Origin of the sequence: Cellulosimicrobium sp. CpK407 (assembly GCF_051844275.1) — a bacterium.
Taxonomy (GTDB): Bacteria; Actinomycetota; Actinomycetes; order Actinomycetales; family Cellulomonadaceae; genus Cellulosimicrobium; species Cellulosimicrobium cellulans_G.
The window spans coordinates 59,163-75,674 of sequence record NZ_JBGNYC010000010.1; the positions used below are offsets into that span (position 1 = coordinate 59,163).

15 protein-coding genes are annotated in these 16,512 nt (G+C 73.3%); 11 read left to right on the forward strand and 4 right to left on the reverse strand.

The features are described from left to right. The first annotated feature begins 90 nt into the window (after positions 1 to 90). On the forward strand, positions 91 to 543 hold the full coding sequence (locus ABWU78_RS06745; RefSeq protein WP_253054523.1) for a VanZ family protein: 453 nt from the start codon (positions 91 to 93) through the stop codon (positions 541 to 543). Here ABWU78_RS06745 and ABWU78_RS06750 read toward each other — a convergent pair. Both ABWU78_RS06750 and ABWU78_RS06755 read right to left on the reverse strand, forming a co-directional pair. Then, positions 533 to 2,179 carry a fucose isomerase gene (locus tag ABWU78_RS06750; RefSeq protein WP_439157922.1) on the reverse strand — a complete coding sequence of 549 codons (1,647 nt, stop codon included), beginning with the start codon at positions 2,177 to 2,179 and terminating at the stop codon, positions 533 to 535. The two genes, ABWU78_RS06745 and ABWU78_RS06750, sit on opposite strands and share 11 nt — an antisense overlap. Beyond that, positions 2,176 to 3,780 (reverse strand): FGGY-family carbohydrate kinase, encoded by a 1,605-nt coding sequence (locus ABWU78_RS06755; RefSeq protein ID WP_439157923.1) that lies wholly within the window; start codon positions 3,778 to 3,780, stop codon positions 2,176 to 2,178. The genes ABWU78_RS06750 and ABWU78_RS06755 overlap by 4 nt, the downstream gene beginning before the upstream one ends. 459 nt (positions 3,781 to 4,239) lie before the next feature. Between ABWU78_RS06755 and ABWU78_RS06760 the strand changes: the two genes are divergently transcribed. Genes ABWU78_RS06760 through ABWU78_RS06780 form a run of 5 tightly spaced genes read left to right on the forward strand, consistent with a single transcriptional unit; the run spans position 4,240 to position 9,611 of the window. Next, entirely contained in the window at positions 4,240 to 5,577 is a 1,338-nt protein-coding gene (locus ABWU78_RS06760; RefSeq protein ID WP_253054517.1) for an ABC transporter substrate-binding protein, read from the forward strand. Positions 5,578 to 5,579: 2 nt separating this feature from the next. Next, a complete protein-coding gene (locus tag ABWU78_RS06765; protein ID WP_052877364.1) occupies positions 5,580 to 6,548 on the forward strand; it encodes a carbohydrate ABC transporter permease in 969 nt (322 codons plus the stop codon). After that, complete coding sequence (locus ABWU78_RS06770) at positions 6,545 to 7,474, forward strand: carbohydrate ABC transporter permease (protein ID WP_439157924.1); 930 nt, start codon at positions 6,545 to 6,547, stop codon at positions 7,472 to 7,474. The genes ABWU78_RS06765 and ABWU78_RS06770 overlap by 4 nt, the downstream gene beginning before the upstream one ends. After that, positions 7,471 to 8,970, forward strand: a complete 1,500-nt coding sequence (locus ABWU78_RS06775) for an FGGY-family carbohydrate kinase (protein WP_439157925.1) — start codon at positions 7,471 to 7,473, stop codon at positions 8,968 to 8,970. Before ABWU78_RS06770 ends, ABWU78_RS06775 begins: the two co-directional genes overlap by 4 nt. Further along, complete coding sequence (locus ABWU78_RS06780; RefSeq protein ID WP_047231098.1) at positions 8,967 to 9,611, forward strand: class II aldolase/adducin family protein; 645 nt, start codon at positions 8,967 to 8,969, stop codon at positions 9,609 to 9,611. Before ABWU78_RS06775 ends, ABWU78_RS06780 begins: the two co-directional genes overlap by 4 nt. 57 nt (positions 9,612 to 9,668) lie before the next feature. Here ABWU78_RS06780 and ABWU78_RS06785 read toward each other — a convergent pair whose 3' ends face one another. Beyond that, positions 9,669 to 10,727, reverse strand: coding sequence for a LacI family DNA-binding transcriptional regulator (locus tag ABWU78_RS06785; protein WP_253054511.1), 1,059 nt, complete (start codon positions 10,725 to 10,727; stop codon positions 9,669 to 9,671). Between the two features lie 83 nt (positions 10,728 to 10,810). Here ABWU78_RS06785 and ABWU78_RS06790 point away from each other — a divergent pair, with 83 nt between their 5' ends. Beyond that, positions 10,811 to 11,797 carry a ketose-bisphosphate aldolase gene (locus ABWU78_RS06790; protein WP_439157926.1) on the forward strand — a complete coding sequence of 329 codons (987 nt, stop codon included), beginning with the start codon at positions 10,811 to 10,813 and terminating at the stop codon, positions 11,795 to 11,797. Between the two features lie 9 nt (positions 11,798 to 11,806). On the opposite strand, the gene ABWU78_RS06795 is transcribed toward ABWU78_RS06790, so the two are convergent. Continuing rightward, a complete protein-coding gene (locus ABWU78_RS06795; protein WP_439157927.1) occupies positions 11,807 to 12,817 on the reverse strand; it encodes a LacI family DNA-binding transcriptional regulator in 1,011 nt (336 codons plus the stop codon). A 191-nt stretch (positions 12,818 to 13,008) separates the two neighbouring features. Here ABWU78_RS06795 and ABWU78_RS06800 point away from each other — a divergent pair, with 191 nt between their 5' ends. The 4 genes from ABWU78_RS06800 to ABWU78_RS06815 are packed head-to-tail and all read left to right on the forward strand — an operon-like array spanning position 13,009 to position 16,459. Next, positions 13,009 to 13,704, forward strand: a complete 696-nt coding sequence (locus ABWU78_RS06800; protein WP_253054505.1) for a GntR family transcriptional regulator — start codon at positions 13,009 to 13,011, stop codon at positions 13,702 to 13,704. After that, a complete protein-coding gene (locus ABWU78_RS06805) occupies positions 13,701 to 14,570 on the forward strand; it encodes a dihydrodipicolinate synthase family protein (RefSeq protein ID WP_439157928.1) in 870 nt (289 codons plus the stop codon). The genes ABWU78_RS06800 and ABWU78_RS06805 overlap by 4 nt, the downstream gene beginning before the upstream one ends. A gap of 28 nt (positions 14,571 to 14,598) precedes the next feature. Further along, a complete protein-coding gene (locus tag ABWU78_RS06810) occupies positions 14,599 to 15,540 on the forward strand; it encodes a carbohydrate ABC transporter permease (RefSeq protein WP_253054501.1) in 942 nt (313 codons plus the stop codon). After that, complete coding sequence (locus tag ABWU78_RS06815; RefSeq protein WP_439157929.1) at positions 15,533 to 16,459, forward strand: carbohydrate ABC transporter permease; 927 nt, start codon at positions 15,533 to 15,535, stop codon at positions 16,457 to 16,459. The genes ABWU78_RS06810 and ABWU78_RS06815 overlap by 8 nt, the downstream gene beginning before the upstream one ends. Positions 16,460 to 16,512 lie beyond the last annotated feature (53 nt).

A 16,512-nucleotide genomic window follows, 5' to 3' on the forward strand; every position in this document is an offset into this window, starting at 1 on the left:
CACGCTCGGCGAGGAGGGGGACCGGTGGAGGGATCGTGCGCGCTCCGCAGGAGGCGCCCCGTCCCGCGACGGCCCTCGTACGCTGACGCGATGCGCCTGCTGACCTGGACGTTCGCCGCCTACCTCGCCGCGGTCCTCGTCGTGACCCTGTGGCCGTCGCCGCAGTCCACCGACGCGCCCGGCTGGGCCACGGCGACCCTCGGGTTCCTCCACGGCCTCGGGATCCCGATCACCCTCCCGGTGCTCGAGGCGCTCGCGAACGTCGTCATGTTCGGGCCCTTCGGCGTGCTCGGGGTCCCGCTCCTGCGCGGCGCGACCGCCCGACGGCGCGGCGCACCCCTGGGCGTGCGGCGCACCGTCGGCGTCGTCACCCTCGCGGGCTGCGCGCTGTCGGTCGCGATCGAGCTGACCCAGAACATCCTGCCGGGCCGCGTCCCGACCGTCCAGGACGTCGTGATGAACACCGCCGGCGCGCTCCTGGGCGCGGCGCTCGCCGCCGGCGTCGTGCTCGCCGTCGGCGCGCGCCGACCCGTCACCGGGTGAGCGCGCTGTCCCCGCACAGGTGGACCGGCATGCCGAGCGCGGCGAAGAACGCGGCCTTGGCCTCGAGCGCGCGGTCCGCGGTGCCGGCGTCGGGCGCGTACGCGACGTTCAGGTGGTTCGCCTTGTGGCGGGCCATGAACTGGTCGCGGCTCACGCCGTGGAGCACGGCGTGCATGATCGGCCACTCCGGGTTCGTCGCCTCCTTGCGCCGACGCGTCTCCTCCTCGGGGAGCGACAACGCCGAGGCCCGGCCGAGGTCGACCTGCAGGACGCCGTCGGCGATGTAGACGCGGGACCAGACGATCTCGCCGGCCCGGGAGACCCCGTTGAGGGTGGAGCCGCCGGCCGGAAAGAAGACGGGATCCTGGCGCCAGCCCTCCGCGCCCGCGTAGCCGCCCTCGAGGTGCGAGGCGGGTACCGAGCCGGAGATCTCGAAGACCCACACGAACTGCCCGTCGAACTCCTCGCCCCAGCGCACGTCGTGCAGCGTGGTGGCCGGGTCGAGCCCCATCGCCGTCCACAGCCGGTTCGTGACGAGCGCGTCGACGGCGACGCCCTCGTCGGCCTCGTTGAAGTGGGGGAACGCCTGGCCGTCCCACAGGATCCGCTGCCCGTCGCGCGAGCGGACCGGCGGGCGCTGCACGTTGTTGAGCAGCCCTTCCGCGAGGTCGGACGCGGGACAGATGTCCTTGAGGCCCTGCTGGTACTGGATGCCGACCGCGTCGAGCCCGAAGTCGTCGGCGATCCGGAGGGCCGCGACGTACATCTTGTGCTGCCAGCGGAGCTGCGCGGGCGTGAGCTCGGTCGCCTCGTCGGTCCCGAGCCGGAAGGTCATCCCCGCGTCCTCGAGCCAGCGCTGGACCGCGTCTGCCTCGTCGTCGGTCACGCGCTGCATCTCCGCCCAGAGCGCGGACTGCGACAGACGCTCCTTGTAGATGCCGAGCCCGTTGAGCAGCTCGTCGTCGAAGATCGCGTTGTACATCCCCATGCAGCCCTCGTCGAAGACGCCGATGATCGCCTTCTCCCGCAGGAGCTGGGCCGCGAGGGCCTCGCCGAGCTGCTTCTCCGGGGAGTCCGGGAGCGCGGGGAGCGGGTGGACGTGGGAGTCGTCGTGCGCGATCGTCCCGGTCGCGACCCACGAGCGGATCGCGTCCTGGAACCAGGCGTCGGTCCCGTCGACGGTCCACACGGTCGAGTACGGCGTGCCCATCTTGGTGAGGCCGGCGTTCAGGCCCAGGAGCCCGACGAGCCCCGGCCAGTCGCCCGCGAAGTTCGCGGCGGTGAGGATCGGGCCACGGTGCGTGCGCAGGCCGGCGAGCACGTGGTGGCTGTACTGCCACACCGCCTCGGCGACGACGAGCGGCGCGTCGGGCGGGATGGTCGCGAACACGTCGAGCCCCATGCGCTGCGAGCTGATGAAGCCGTGCCCGGTCTCGGGGTCGACGTCGTTGGCGCGCACGACCTTCCAGCCGTTCGCCGCGAACGCGTCGGTGAGCACGCGTTCGAGCTCCACCTGCGTCGGCCAGCCCGCGACGTTCGCGGACTCGCGCAGGTCGCCCGACGCGACGAGGTAGACCGTGCGCTCGGGGGCCCGGGCCTCCGGTGCGAGCTCGGGGACGGCGTAGGTGCTGGTCATGCGGGTGCTCCTTCGAGAGTGGCGCGGTGGGTGGAGAGGGTGGCGGAGGGGCGCTCCGGGGCGGCGGGACCCGCGGTGCGGCCCGTCCGGCGGGCGAGCGCGTGCACGACGTCGCGCGTCGCCGGGTAGAGGGCGCGGTACAGGCCGTAGAGCTCGTCGTACGCGGAGCGCGTCCCCGGGTCGGGCTCGACGACACGTGCCGGGGGGTTCCACGCGGCGACGTCGAGGAGCCGCCCCTCCTCGTGCACGAGCCCGGCGGCGAGCATCGCGGCGCCGTAGCTCGCGCCGATCGTCCGCGTCGGGACGACCTGGGGGAGCCCGGTCACGTCGGAGACGACCTGCGTCCACAGGTCGCCCTGGGTGCCGCCGCCCACGGCGACGACCCGGGAGATGTCGGCCCCGGCGTGGCGCAGGGTCTCGACGTTGTGCCGCACGCCGAACGCCGTGGCCTCGAGCGCCGCGCGGTAGAGGTCGCCGCGCGTGTGCGTCACGGTGAGGCCGGCGACGACGCCCCGCGCGTCGGGGTCCTGGACCGGGGTCCGCTCGCCCGCGAGGTAGGGGAGCATGAGGAGGCCGCGCGCGCCCGGCCCGGAGGCAGCGGCCTCGGCGAGCAGCTCGGGGTAGCCGGCCCCGGTCAGGTCGCGGAGCCACGACGTGATCGCTCCCGACGTCGCCATGCCCCCGGCCAGGTTGTGGGTCCCGGGGTAGGCACCGACGGTGCCCCACATCGTCTCGCTGCGCAGGGGCTCGGCGACGGTGGCGACGAGGAACAGGGTCGTGCCGTACATGAGCATGAGGTCGCCGACGTGCGTCGCGTCGACGCTCACGGCCTCGGACCAGGCGTCGATCGTCCCGGTGACGACCGGCGTGCCTGCCGGGACCCCGGCGAGGGGCTCGCGCGTCACGCCCGCGGCCTCGCCCGGCCAGCGCAGGGCGGGGAGCTCGAGGCCGGGGGCGACGAGGTCGGCCCAGTCGTCGATCCACTCGTGCGTGCGCGGGTCGTAGAGGGGCGTCGACTGGGACGCGGAGTGGTGGTCGAGCACGTAGGCGCCGGTGAGCCGGAACGCGAGGTAGGACGCGGGCATGAACAGCCGCCGGGCGCGGGACCAGGCCTCGGCCTCGTGCTCGCGGACCCAGGCGATCTTGGGTCCCGCGGCCTGGGACGAGAGCGCGGAGCCGCAGCGGTCGAGGACGGTCGCGCGTCCCAGCGCGGCGTCGAGCGCGGCGATCTGACGCGTCGCGCGCGTGTCGACGCCGTACAGGATCGCCGGGCGCACCGGCGTCCCGACGTCGTCCGTGAGCAGGACGCACGGACCCATGCCCGACACCCCGACGGCCGCGACCTCGAGGTCGGCGGGCACGTCGGAGCCGCGGACGGCGCCCGGGGCCAGGTCGGCCGTGAGCTCGGTGACGATCGCGACGAGCTCGTCCCACCAGACGGCGGCGTCCATCTCGACGTGGCCGGGAGCGGGCCGGTCCACGGTGTGGGCGCGGGTCGTCGAGCGGAGGATCGCGCCGTCGGGTCCGACGAGCACGCCCTTGGTGCTCGAGGTGCCGACGTCGACGCCGACGAGGCCCGGGGTCACGGGAGGTCTGGGCATGCCGACCAGCATGACAGAAATCGATTACAGAAACAACGGTCGCCCCGACCTGCGCTCTTGTTCCGCGATGTCTCGCCATGTGAGACGAATTCGAGGGTTGACGCAACTGTGACCTGGGTGTCGGCGCGCCGTCCCGGGGTCGGGGCCCGCCCCGCGCCGCCCTGGGACAGCGACGGCGAGACCGGTTGTCACCCGCCCCGGCGGTGCCGGCCCCGGCGGCGCGCGCCGCACCGTTCCGCGCTCGGCGGTGGTGCCGTTGTCGGACAACGGACACCGCGCTGTCGGCCCGTGGCTCGGCACCGGCGACAACGCCGCGCTCGCGTGGCGGCGGCCACCGGACAGGCACGGACGACACGCGGCCGGCACGGCGGCGACGGGGTCGGCGGAGCCGTTGACGACCTCGACCCGGAGACGTTCGATGAGGCCCTCGCATCCAACGACGGAGAGAGGACGGACGCGATGAAGCTTCCCCGAACTGCGCGCCGCGGCATCCAGGCCGGAGTCGCGCTCACGATCGTCACGTCGCTCGCGGCGTGCGCGGGCGGCGCGGATCCTGAGCAGTCGGGCCAGGGGGGCGAGGGCGGGACGACGGTGTCGTTCCGCTCCTGGAGCCCGATCGAGCAGACCACGCGTCAGATGATCGACGCGTTCACCACCGCCAACCCGGACGTCACGATCGACGCCACGATCTTCAACTACCCGGAGTACGTCGTCGACCTGCAGACCCGCGCGAGCTCGGGCACGATGCCCGACATCGTGGGTCTGCAGCCCGGCGCGCTGACCCAGCAGTACCGGGAGAACCTCATGCCGCTGGAGGACTGCGCGGCCGAGACCTGGGGCGACGACTGGGAGTCGAAGTTCTTCCCCATCGGCCTCGAGCAGGCCCGCATGGGCAACCCCGAGGGCGACGAGCACTACTACGCGCTGCCCCTCCTCGTGCAGACGGTGAACCTCTGGGCCAACTCCGACCTCCTCGACGAGGCGGGCATCGAGCCGCCGGCCACGTGGGCCGACCTCGAGAGCGCCGTCGACACCCTCGGCGGCGGCTCGGCGGCGCCGTTCCTGCTGCCCGCGAAGGACTCGTGGCTGCGGAACGTCGTGTTCCTGCAGATCGCCAACAACATCGAGCCCGGGCTCGTCTACCAGGCGGAGTCGGGCGAGGCGTCGTGGACCGACCCGGGCGTCGTCGAGGCGTTCACGTACTGGCAGAAGCTGTTCACCGACGGGATCGCGCAGCAGGGTGCCCTCGCCCTCGACGCCTACCCGAACGGCGTCAACCAGTTCGAGGCGGGCAACGCCGCGATGATCCCCCTCGGCGCGTGGTGGATCCAGCAGTCCGACCCCTCGCGCTCGGACATCCCGCCGCTCTCGCAGGGCATGGAGGGCTACGAGCCCTTCCTCTTCCCGACGATCCCGGGCGGGGCTCCGGAGCCGCAGCTCGTCGGCGGCATCGACGTCGCGCTCGGCATCTCGAAGGACGCGAAGAACCCCGACCTCGCGTGCCAGGTCCTCACGGACTGGATCGCGGGCGACGGCGCCCAGGTGCTCATCAACACCTTCAACGACCTGCCCGCCGTGCAGGGCCTCGACCCCGAGGAGTTCACGAGCGACAAGCAGCAGGAGATGTGGACGACGTTCACCGAGGACTGGATGCCCGAGGTGCAGTACTCGCGCTACTTCGAGTCGCCGGACATCGACACGGCCGTCGCCGACGCGCTGTCCGCGGTCGCCGCGGGCCAGTCGACGCCGGAGGAGGCCGCGGCGTCGGTCCAGGCGGTCCAGGACGGGCTGGGCTGACGATGGCAGCCCTCGTCTCCGGGCGACCCGCGGCGGCGACGCCGCGGGTCGCCGGGTCGCGCGCGACGACGCCGACGGGCCGCAGCACGCGTCGCCGCCAGCAGCTCGTCGCGCTCGGCTTCATCGCCCCCGCGCTCCTGCTCTTCGCCGTGTTCGTCGTGTACCCGATCGTGTTCAACGTCCAGGCGAGCACGCTCGACTGGGACGGCGTCAACGCCGGGACGCCCGCGGGCGTCCAGAACTACGCGGACCTCGCGCAGGACCCGGTGTTCCACATCACGCTGCGCAACTCGCTGCTGTGGATCCTCCTGACGATCGTGCCGCAGGCCGTCATCGGCTTCACGCTCGCGTGGCTCCTCAACACCCGGCTGCGCGGGAGGACGGTCTACCGGGCGATCTTCTTCCTGCCGGCCGTCCTGTCGCCCGTCGTCGTGGGCATCGTGTGGCAGCGCCTGCTCGACCCGTTCAACGGCGTGCTCGCGCAGCTCGGCCGGGCCACCGGCCTCGAGGTCCTCACGCGCCCCTACCTGTCCGACCCGTCGACCGCGATCGTCACGGTGATCGTCGTCAACGTGTGGATGTGGTCGGGCTTCTCGATGCTCTTCTACCTCGCCGGGCTCCAGCTCCTCGACCACTCGGTCCTCGAGGCCGCGCGCATCGACGGCGCCAGCGGCTGGTCGCTGGTCCGCCGGATCGTCCTGCCGCTCCTCAAGCCCACCCACCTGTCGCTCGTCCTGCTCGGGATCATCGGGTCGCTGAAGACCTTCGAGCTCGTCTGGGTGCTCACCGAGGGCGGGCCCAACCACGCGTCGGAGCTCATGCCGACGTACATGTTCAAGGAAGCCTTCCAGCTCCAGTCGTTCGGCTACGGCGCGACGATCTCGGTCGTCCTGCTCGTCCTCGCGATCGGCTCGTCCGTCGCGATGCTGCGCACGTTCGGCGCGGGGTTCATCACGGGGGAGAAGTCATGACGGCACTCAGCTCCGGCACCGCCCGCGCGGGGCGCGCGCCCGACGACGCCGCCGCGCGGGAGACCGTCGTGGCGGGGCGCCGCCGCCGCGGTCACGGACGCAGCAAGGACGTGGAGGCGCCGCCGCGGTGGTCGCACTGGCTGCTCGGTCCGCTCGCCGTGCTGTGGATGGTCCCCGTGGTCATGGTGCTCGGGATCTCGCTGCTGCCGACGTCCAACCCCTCGACGACGGCGCTCGGGCTGCTCCCCGAGGAGCCCACGCTGCGCAACTACGTGACGATCTTCGAGACCAACCCGATCCTCCAGCACCTGCTGAACAGCCTGCTGGTGTCGGTCCCGTCGATCCTGCTCGTGGTCCTCCTCGGCTCCATGACGGCGTTCGCCCTCGCCCGCCTGCGGGTCCCGTTCCGCGGCGTCGTGTTCGTGGGGCTGCTGCTCGCGCTCGTGCTGCCCATGGCGAGCATCGTCGTGGCGGTCTTCAAGATCCTCCAGGCGATCGGCCTCTACGACTCGCTCCTCGGCCTCGTGCTCGCCTACACCGCGCTCGGGCTCCCGTTCGCCGTCATCATGATCCGCACCACGTACCTCGCGATCCCCGACGAGACGTACGAGGCCGCGCTCGTCGACGGAGCCTCCGCCTGGACCATCTTCTGGCGCATCTACTTCCCGCTCGGCAAGGCTGCGGCGGCCGTCGTCGTCATCTGGCAGCTCATGATGACGTGGAACGACTTCCTCCTCCCGCTCGTGGCGATCAGCGACAACGACCTCAAGCCGCTGACGCTCGTCCCCCTCGCGTACCGGGGGATCTACCTGAGCCAGCCGGGCGCGCTGTTCGCGGTGCTCGTGCTCATCTCGGTGCCCATCGTCGTCGTCTATCTGTTCATCCAGCGGTACCTGGTGAACGGGCTCGCGGGGTCGGTCAAGTGAGCTACCTCGGCATCGACCTCGGGACCACCGGCACGCGCGTCGGCGTCTACGACGAGAGCGGCAACGAGCTCGTCGCGCGCTCGCGCCGCACCACCGTCGTGCGACCCGCACCCGGCCGCGCGCACGTCGACGCGGAGGCCGTCCTGGACGGCGTCGAGGCGCTCGTGCGCGACGTCGTCGGCGAGCCCGCGGTCCGCGCGGACCCCGTCGAGGCGCTGTCCTTCTCCACGCTGGGCGAGGCCGTCGTGCCCGTCGACCGCGCGGGCCGGGCGCTCGGTCCGGCACCGCTGAGCATGGACGGCCGCGGCGCGGCCTCCGCGGCCCGGCTCCGGGAGGCGCTCGGCGACGACGTCGCCCAGGAGATCACCGGCCAGCCGCTGCACCCCATGTTCTCCGTGCACAAGGTCCGGGACCTCCTGCCCGACGCCGCGCTGCCCGCGGCGGTCCGCACGATGGACGACTTCGTCGCGACCCGCCTGGGCGCGGCGCCCGCCGTCGACCTCACGATGGCGGCGCGCACCGGCGCGTTCGACGTGCGCTCGCGCACCTGGTCGGCCGCCGTCCTCGACGCGCTCGACGTCCCCGGGCACCTCTTCTCCCCGGCGGTGGCCGCGGGCGAGGTCGTCGGCACCGTGTCCGCGGACGCGGCCGAGCGCACGGGCCTGCGACCGGGCACGCCGGTCGTGGCCGGCGTCCACGACCAGGCCGCGGCGTTCCTGGGCGGCGGGGGGCGGCCCGGGCACCGGGCCGTGTTCTCGTTCGGGTCGAGCGACTGCCTCACGGTGGGGACACGCGCCCGCCCCGGCGGCCTCGACGGCACCGGGCTCGCGACCTACCCCGTCGGCGACGATCTGTGGGTCACGCTCGCGGGGACCGCCGCCGGCGGGTTCGCGCTCGACTGGTTCTCGACCATCGTCCACCACGACCGGATCGACCCCTGGGCGTCGCTCTACGAGGTCGGCGCGGTGGACCCGCCCCCGCTCCTCGTCGCCCCGTACCTCGCGGGCTCCGGCACGCTCGACAACGACCCGGCGGCGCGCGGAGCGCTCCTCGGGCTGACGCTCGAGACGACGACCGCCCAGATCGCGCGCGCGTTCGTCGAGGCGTCCGGGTTCGAGCTCGCGAAGATCCGCGCCGCGCTCGCGGAGCGTGGCGTCCCCCCGGTCGAGGTGCACGCCGTCGGCGGCGGCTCGGCCAACCTCGCCGCGCTGCAGGCGCGCTCCGACGCCGCAGGCGTCCCGCTGCGCGCCGTCGTGCGCGAGGCCGCGGGGCGGGGCGCCGCGCTGCTCGCGGCCCTCGGGGTCGGCACGTTCCGGGACGTGCTCGACCTGCCCGCTCCACCCGTCCTCCACGAGGCGAGCCCTGACCCGCGCCACGCGGCGTGGTACGCGCGGCAGCGCGCGACGTTCGACTCGCTCCACCGCCTCCTCACCCCCGTCAGCACGTCCCTCGCCGTCGAGCCCCTCGACGGCACCGCACTCAAGGAGATCGCATGACCACGCTGGACACGTTCGACCTGCAGGCCGCGCGCGAGGACGTCCTCGCGTACTGCCTGGAGTCCGTGAAGCTCGGGCTCAACTTCAACACGCAGGGGAACATCAGCCTCCGCATCCCCGGCACGTCGACGTTCCTCATCACCCCGACGGACCTCGAGTACGACCGCATGACGCCCGACGACCTGGTCGTCGTGGACGAGGACGCGAACGTCGTCGAGGGCCACCTGCTGCCGTCGTCCGAGGTGACGGTCCACCTCGCCGTGTACGCCGCCCGCCCCGACGTGCAGGCGATCGTCCACACCGAGCCGACGTACGCGAACGTGTTCGGCGTGCTCGGTGAGCCGATCCGCGGCGCGCTCGTCAACATGGTCATCTACACCAAGGGCGACGTGCCGATCATGCCGTTCGCGCTGAGCAACTCGACCGAGTTCGGCCGCGACATGGCGCGCTACCTCGAGGACCGCAACGCGGTCGTATGGGCCAACCACGGCCTGCTCACCGTCGGCCCGAACCTGCGCGACGCGTTCAAGACGAGCGTCGCGGTGGAGAGCGCGGCGAAGGTGCTCTCCGCGGCGCGGGCCGTCACGGACGAGCCGATCGTGCTCGACTACGCCTCGCTGGGCATCACGCACACGCTCTGACCCGTGCCCGGTGCGCACCGTCCCCGCGGGGCCGGCCCGGCGGCCCGCCGCCGGACGCTACCCGAGGACGTTGCGCGCCGGGTCGATCGGCACGCAGCCGCACGTCGTGCCGTAGGCGATGTCGTAGTCCATGTCGAGCAGGCGCGGCGGCAGCGTCGGGTTGTTCATGCGCTCCGTGAGGAGCTGGACGGTCCGCGCGGCGAGCGTCGCGGCCGGCGCGACGGCGTTCGTCGGCACCAGGCCCGTCGTCCCCACGCCGGGCACGTTGTCGAACGTCGTGAGCACGACGTCGGACGGCACCTTGAGCCCGAGGCGCTGCGCCGCGGTGAGCACGCCCCAGAACATGAGGCTGTTCGTCGCGAGCACGCCGAACGGCGGCTCGAGCGTCCGGAACAGCGAGTACGCGGCGGTCGCGGCCTCCTCGGACGTCGTGAGCCCGGCGAGGACGTGGTTCTCGGTCCCCGTCCGGCTGACGACGCGCTGGAACGCCGTGTGCCGGTTGCGCAGGGTGGAGACCGCGAGGTCTCCGGCCACGAGGCACACCCGCTGCACGTGGTGCTGCTCGATCATGTGCAGGGTGAGCTGCTCGGCCGCGTGCCGGGCGTCGGGCAGCACGTGGTCGACGAGACCCCGGACGGAGGGGACCGTGCGGTCCACGACGACGGTCGGGACGGACTGCGCGAACTCCACCAGGCCCGGTGCGCCGGTCGGGAAGATCACGAGGCCGTCGACGTCGAGGCGTCGGAAGGCCGTGAGGATCGACTCCTCGGTGTGCAGGTCGTCGTCCGAGTCGGCGGAGAGCAGCGTCGGGCTGACGTTCGCCAGCCGCTCCTGGAGCGCGCGGCTCACCGCGGCGAAGTAGTCGTTGCGCACGTCGGGGAACACGAGCCCGACGACGCCGGTCCGGCGCTTGCGTCCCCGCGGGCGGGCCTCGCCCTCCAGGCCCAGTTCGGCGATCGCGTCCTCGACGAGGCGACGCGTGGCGGCGGCGACGTGCGGCTCGTCGTTGACGACGCGCGACACCGTCTTGATGGACACCCCGGCGCGCGCGGCGATGTCGGCCAGCCGCACGGACCGGCCACCCGCTCCCGCGGTCCGGTCGTCGTCCTGCGTCACGTCGCCTCCGCCCGTCGCCCGCACGAACCCGTCGCCGTCCGCCCGGGCGGCACGCTCCCGACGACACGACAGGAAGGTCAGCCATGACCCTCGTCACGAACCGTACCCTGCTCGACGCCGCCGCCCGGGGTGGCTACGGCGTCGGCGCCTTCAACGTCGCGGACCTCGCGATGGCCACCGCGGTGCTCGACGCCGCGCGCGCGACGGCGAGCCCCGTGATCGTGGAGACGCTCGCCGGGTCGCACCCCTACGGCGACGACCGGACCTGGTGGTCGGCCCTGCACTCCGTGATCGGCGCCTACCCGGACGTGCCGGTCGCCCTGCACCTCGACCACGGGCCGGACGAGGCGACCTGCGCGCGGGCCGTCGCCGCCGGCTTCACGAGCGTGATGATCGACGGCTCGATCGGTCCGGACGGCCGCCCGGCCGGCTTCGAGGAGAACGTCGCGGTCACGCGCCGCGTCGTCGAGCACGCGCACGCGCACGGCGTGTCCGTCGAGGGGGAGCTCGGGACCATCGGCGGCTCCAAGGACGGGCGCAGCCACGCCGAGATCGTCCTCGCCGACCCGGAGCAGGCGGCGGAGTTCGTGCGCCGTACCGGCGTCGACGCGCTCGCCGTCGCGATCGGGACGTCGCACGGCGCCTACAAGTTCACGAGCCCGCCGGACGGCTCGGTCCTGCACATGGACCTCGTCGAGCGCATCGCGGCCCGGGTGCCCGGCACGCACCTCGTCATGCACGGGTCCTCCGGCCTGCCGGCCGACCTGCGCGCGACCATCAACGCGCACGGCGGCGACCTGCCCGAGTCGTGGGGCGTCCCCGACGCGGAGAAGGCGCGCGCGGCGAGCCTCGGGGTGCGCAAGATCAACCAGGGCATGGACCACTACATGGCGTTCACCGCCGGCGTCCGGGTCGCGCTCGCGCAGTCCCCCGGGGACGTGGACCCCGCGGGCTACCTCGCCGAGGGCCGGCGCTGGGCGCAGCGGCTCCTCGAGGAGCGCATGGTCCTGTTCGGGCAGGCGGGGCGGGCGGCCGACGTCGGGGCCCGGGAGGCCGCGGCACCGCGCTGAGCCCGGCGTTCACGGCCCGGCGGGCGTCTCCTGGACGACCTGCCGGGCCGGCTCCTCGTCGCCCGCGAGCCGGTCCAGCAGGAGCCGGGCCGCCGTCGTGCCGAGCGCACGGGGGTCCAGGGGCACGAGCGCGACGTCGGACGTGCGCGAGGTCGCGAAGGGGAGGTCGCCCACGATCCCGACGCCCAGCGCGGGCCCGTCGCCGGGTCCCCTGTCGCGCCCCGCGTCGGCCGGTGACGCCGCAGGGCGGCCGTGCGCGTCGGCGAGCGCACGGAGCACCCCGACGCCCACCAGGTTGTTCGTCGCGACGACCGCGTCCGGCGGGTCGGACCGGGCCAGCAGGGCGACGGTCGCGTCGTAGCCCCCGTCGACGCGGAAGTTGGCGTGCACGAGGAGGTCGTCGGCGGGGAGGCCCGCGTCGTCGAGCACCTCCCGCCAGCCGCGTGCGCGGTCGACCGCCGTGCTCGTCGCGACCGGCCCCGTGACGCACGCGATCCGCCGGAACCCGCGCTCGACCAGCGCCTGCGCGGCCCGCCGCCCCAGCGCGACGTTGTCGAAGAGCACCTGGTCCACGTCCTGGCCCACGCGGCGGTCGATCACGACGACCGCCCGGCGCCGGGCGCGCAGAGCGGCGATCTCGGGAGACCCGCTCGCGGGCGCGACGACGACGCCCGCCATGTTCTCGTGCTCCGCCACCGCGAGGTAGCGCTCCTCCTTGGCCGGGTCGTCGTCGGTGTTGCAGAGCACGACGGAGTACCCGGCCTCCTGCGCGACGTCCTCGACGCCGCGCGCGACGGCCGTGAAGAACGGGTTCTCGACGTCGGGCAGGACGAGCGCGACGACGTCGCTGGAGCGGCGGCGGAGGGAGCGCGCCGTGCGGTCGGGCACGTAGCCGAGGTCCTCGACCGCGGCGTGGACGGCGGCCGCGAGCTCGGGTCGGACGCTCTTGCCGTTGAGGACCCGGGAGACCGTGGCCGTGGACACGCCCGCGTGCCGGGCGACGTCGACGATACGGGTCATGGGAGCGCCTCCTCGGCGGGGGTCGTGCGCACCGGTCCGGGGTGCGCCGGGGCGGCTGTGCTCGCCGTGCCGCTCATCGTAGGGCGCGCGCCGGACGGCGGTCGGTGCGGTGGGGTCTTGCGGCGGCGGGTGTAATCGATTACTGTCACCTGTTAACAGTTGACTGCTGACGTTCAGAGGGGAGCGTGGCGATGACCTGGACAGCGGTGGAACCGGTGCCGACGACGGCACTGAGCGACCACATCGCCGAGAGGCTGCGGCACATGATCATCGCGGGAGAGGTCCCGGCGGGGTCCCACCTCGCCGAGCCGCGGCTCGCCGAGTCGTTCGACGTGAGCCGCGGCCCGGTGCGCGACGCGCTCCGCCAGCTCGAGTCGGAGGGCCTCGTCGTCACGCGACGACGCAAGGTGTTCGCCGCGGGGCTCACCGCGGACGACATCGTCGAGCTGTACGCGATCCGCGAGGCGATCGAGGTCCTCGCGCTGCGCCTCGCGCACCAGCGCGCCGACGCGGCCGACTGGGCGGCGGCGCTCGCCGCGCTCGACACCATGCGTGCCGCGGCCGACGACGACCGGTACGACGACTACGCGCGTGCCGACCTCGCGTTCCACTCGTCCTTCTACGCGCTGTCCGGCAGCAGGCGGCTGTTCGACATCTGGCGCCAGTACGAGCCCACCTTCGCCGTGCTCCTCCAGATCACGAACGCCGAGGACATCGACCTCGGCCCGTCGTTCGCCTCGCACGTCGCGATCCTCGAGACGACGCGGGCCGGCCGCGTGGAGGAAGCCGTGGCGGAGGTGCAGGAGCACCTGCTCGGCGCCCGCACGCGCATGGTGCAGGCCCACGCCCGCATCTCGACCCCGACCGACGGAGAGCTTCCCGCATGACTACCACCCCTCACCTGCTGCCCGCCCTGGTGACGGCGTTCGGCCAGGACGGCGCGCTCGACCTCGTGTCGTGCCGCCGGCTCTTCGCCCGGGCGGCGACGCTCGACGTCGAGGCGCACTTCGTCGCCGGCACGACCGGCGAGTTCGTGACGCTGTCCGACGACGAGCGGCTCGCCGTGATCGGGGCCGCCGTCGACGAGATCGGGCCCCAGCACGTGTTCGCCCACGTGGGAGCCGCGTCCGAGCACGCGGCCGTCCGACTCGCGATGCGCGCGCACGAGCTCGGCGCCCGACGGTTCGCGGCGATCACCCCGTACTACACGGCCGTGCCGCGCGCGGCGCTCGTCGACTACTACACGGGACTGCGCCGCGCCCTCGACGGGTGCGAGCTGTTCGCCTACGTCTTTCCCGACCGTACGGGCCTCGACATCTCGCCCGAGGACCTGGCCGCCGTCGTGGTGGCGGCCGGTCTCGACGGGGTCAAGGTGAGCGTCCCAGGCGTCGACTACGTGGGTCGCCTGGTGGACGCGCTGCCCGCCGGGGCGGTCGTCTACTCCGGGAACGACGCTCTGCTGCCCGAGGTCGTCGAGGCCGGGGGGGCCGGTGTCGTCTCGGGAGTCATGCAGGCGGGACCGGAGCCGTTCCTGCGCCAGGCCGAGGCGCTGCGCCGAGGCGACGTCGCGGCGGCGCTCGCCGTCCGGCCGGCCGTCGACGCGCTCGTCGGGGTCTACGGCCCGGACCTCGCCGCGACGAAGGCGCGCCTGGTCGCCGAGGGCCTGCTCGCCTCCTCTGCCGTGCGCGTCCCGCACGTGTCCCGACCCGCCACCGACCCGGTCCCCGAACCACCTGCCGTCGTGCAGGCCTGACCGTCCCGCCCGGAGGTCGACGATGACCATGAGCCTGACCACCCCGCCCACGACGCCGCCCCCCGCGGACGTCGAGCCGGCCCGTGCGCCGGCACGCCCGCCCCGACGCCGGTCGCTGAGGTCGACCCGCCTGCCCGTCGCGCTGCTCGCGCCGGCGGTCGTGCTCGTCGCGATCGTGTCGGTGTTCCCCATCCTCTTCGCGCTCAACCTCTCCGTGCACGAGACCCGGTACACCGAGGTCGAGGACTTCGTCGGTCTCCAGCACTACGCCCAGGTGCTGGGCACCACCGAGGGCTGGGCCATGATCGGCCGCTCGATGGTCTACGTGCTCGGGTCGCTGGTCCTCGCGCTCCCGCTCGCCGTCGGCCTCGCCCACCTGCTCGACCGCCCCGCGAGGTTCCGTCGCGTGTTCCGCGTGCTGATCCTCATGCCCTGGGTCATCTCGCAGACCGTGGCCGCGCTCCTGTGGCGCTGGCTCCTCAACCCCGACTACGGGCCGCTGGGCCTGGGGAGCCTCGGCGGCTCCCGCGTCGACGTGCTCGCCGACCCGGTGCTCGCGATGGTCGCCCTCGTCCTGGTGAACGTGTGGCTGAGCTACCCGCTCGCGACGATCCTCACGCTCGCCGCGCTCCAGGGCGTTCCGGCCGAGCTGCACGAGGCGGCCGAGGTGGACGGCGCGAGCGCGTTCCGCAGGTTCCGCTCCGTGACCCTGCCCATGATCATGCCGACGGTCTTCGTCGTGGCGATCATGCTCACGCTGCTCTACTTCAACATGGTCACGCTCGTCCTGACCTTCACGGGCGGCGGGCCCTTCAACGCGACGCTGCTCGTGAGCCTCGAGGCCTACCAGCAGTCGTTCAGCTTCTTCAACCTCGGCCTCGGCGCGGCGTACAGCGTGATCCTGTTCGTCTTCAACGTCGTCTTCGGCCTGGCCTACATCAAGATGCTGCGGGGTGACCGTGATGCCTGAGACGACCACGACCCTGGCGCCGGCGACCGCGCCGACGCCGTCCTCGACCCGGGCCGGACGGCGGTCGCGGCCCCGCGGAGGTGCGGTGTCCCACGGGCGGCACCGGCCGGCCGGCCCGCTCGCGTACGTCGGCCTCGTCGCGGCGTCCGTGTTCGCCGTGCTCCCGCTCCTGTGGGCGCTGTCGACCTCGTTCAAGAGCAAGGGCGCGGTGCTCTCGGACAGCGGCTGGATCCCGGCCGCCCCGACGCTCGAGAACTACACCAAGGTCCTCTTCGAGTCCCAGGTGCCGCGCTACCTCCTCAACAGCATCGTCGTCGCCGCGGGATCGGTCGTGCTGACCATCGTGCTCGCCCTGCTCGGCGCCTACGCGACCGCCCGGTTCGCGTTCCGCGGCCGCGACGCGAGCCTGTTCCTCATCCTCATGACGTCGATGATCCCGGGCATCGCGATCCTCGTGCCCCTGTACTTCCTCGCGGTTCGCACCGGGCTGTACGACACCTACGCCGGCATGATCCTCGTCTACACCGCGTGGCAGGTCCCGACCGTGCTGTGGATGCTGCGGGGCTTCCTCCAGTCGATCCCCGGCTCGCTCGAGGAGGCGGGGCGCATCGACGGCGCGGGCGACCTGCGGATCATGGTCCAGCTCGTGCTGCCGCTCGCCAAGCCGGGCATCGCGGCGGCGTCCGTCGTCGCGTTCGTCGCGGTCTGGAACGACTTCCTCATCGCCTCGACCATGGTCAGCTCCGACGAGAAGCGCCTGGTCGCCGTCGGCCTCTACAACTACCTGTCCCAGTACGGCATCGAGTGGGGCCAGCTCACCGCCGCCGTCGTCGTCACCGTCGTCCCGATGATCGTGCTCTTCGTCCTCATGGAGAAGCGCATCGTCTCGGGCCTGTCCGCGGGCGCGACCAAGGGGTGAGCCGGGTCCCGCCGACCCGGCGCGCCGCGCCCACGTCCTCGAGCAGCACCCAC

What these genes read in the sequence shown, in the direction of transcription:
- ABWU78_RS06795 (WP_439157927.1), bottom strand. Translation starts at nt 12,817, where the DNA reads ATGACCCGTATCGTCGACGTCGCCCGGCACGCGGGCGTGTCCACGGCC.
- ABWU78_RS06815 (WP_439157929.1), top strand. Translation starts at nt 15,533, where the DNA reads ATGCCTGAGACGACCACGACCCTGGCGCCGGCGACCGCGCCGACGCCG.
- ABWU78_RS06790 (WP_439157926.1), top strand. Translation starts at nt 10,811, where the DNA reads ATGACCCTCGTCACGAACCGTACCCTGCTCGACGCCGCCGCCCGGGGT.
- ABWU78_RS06770 (WP_439157924.1), top strand. Translation starts at nt 6,545, where the DNA reads ATGACGGCACTCAGCTCCGGCACCGCCCGCGCGGGGCGCGCGCCCGAC.
- ABWU78_RS06780 (WP_047231098.1), top strand. Translation starts at nt 8,967, where the DNA reads ATGACCACGCTGGACACGTTCGACCTGCAGGCCGCGCGCGAGGACGTC.
- ABWU78_RS06765 (WP_052877364.1), top strand. Translation starts at nt 5,580, where the DNA reads ATGGCAGCCCTCGTCTCCGGGCGACCCGCGGCGGCGACGCCGCGGGTC.
- ABWU78_RS06805 (WP_439157928.1), top strand. Translation starts at nt 13,701, where the DNA reads ATGACTACCACCCCTCACCTGCTGCCCGCCCTGGTGACGGCGTTCGGC.
- ABWU78_RS06760 (WP_253054517.1), top strand. Translation starts at nt 4,240, where the DNA reads ATGAAGCTTCCCCGAACTGCGCGCCGCGGCATCCAGGCCGGAGTCGCG.
- ABWU78_RS06750 (WP_439157922.1), bottom strand. Translation starts at nt 2,179, where the DNA reads ATGACCAGCACCTACGCCGTCCCCGAGCTCGCACCGGAGGCCCGGGCC.
- ABWU78_RS06745 (WP_253054523.1), top strand. Translation starts at nt 91, where the DNA reads ATGCGCCTGCTGACCTGGACGTTCGCCGCCTACCTCGCCGCGGTCCTC.
- ABWU78_RS06810 (WP_253054501.1), top strand. Translation starts at nt 14,599, where the DNA reads ATGAGCCTGACCACCCCGCCCACGACGCCGCCCCCCGCGGACGTCGAG.
- ABWU78_RS06755 (WP_439157923.1), bottom strand. Translation starts at nt 3,780, where the DNA reads ATGCCCAGACCTCCCGTGACCCCGGGCCTCGTCGGCGTCGACGTCGGC.
- ABWU78_RS06800 (WP_253054505.1), top strand. Translation starts at nt 13,009, where the DNA reads ATGACCTGGACAGCGGTGGAACCGGTGCCGACGACGGCACTGAGCGAC.